General features: G+C 65.3%; 1 protein-coding gene. It reads left to right on the forward strand.

Going from position 1 to position 392, the window contains the following annotated elements:
• Positions 1-25: 25 nt before the first annotated feature.
• The coding region (locus tag JZ791_RS44520) for a response regulator (RefSeq protein ID WP_438804646.1) at positions 26-392 on the forward strand (367 nt) is incomplete at its 3' end.

Raw genomic sequence — 392 nt, forward strand, 5'->3', positions numbered from 1 at the left:
CCTTCTCACCGACGCCGGCTGCGAGGTGGTCGCCACGGTCGGCGACGGACCCGGCCTGGTCGATGCGGTGGCGACGCACCAGCCCGACGTCTCCGTCGTGGACGTTCGGATGCCTCCTTCGCACCGCGACGAAGGGCTGCGAGCCGCGATCAAGGCCCGCTCTGAGACCCCGGGATCACCAGTCCTTGTCCTCAGTCAATACGTCGAGAAACAGTACGCGGCGGAGCTTCTCGCCGATGGTGCCGGCGCCGTCGGATATCTTTTGAAGGACCGCGTCGCAGACGTTCGCGAATTTGTGGATGCGGTGCGTCGGGTCGCGGCAGGCGGCACCGTCATGGATCCGGAAGTAGTGGCACAGCTTCTCGTCCGAAATCGACGTAACGACCCCATGT

It is taken from the genome of Nocardia alni (assembly GCF_019038435.1).
GTDB classification, from domain to species: Bacteria; Actinomycetota; Actinomycetes; order Mycobacteriales; family Mycobacteriaceae; genus Nocardia; species Nocardia alni.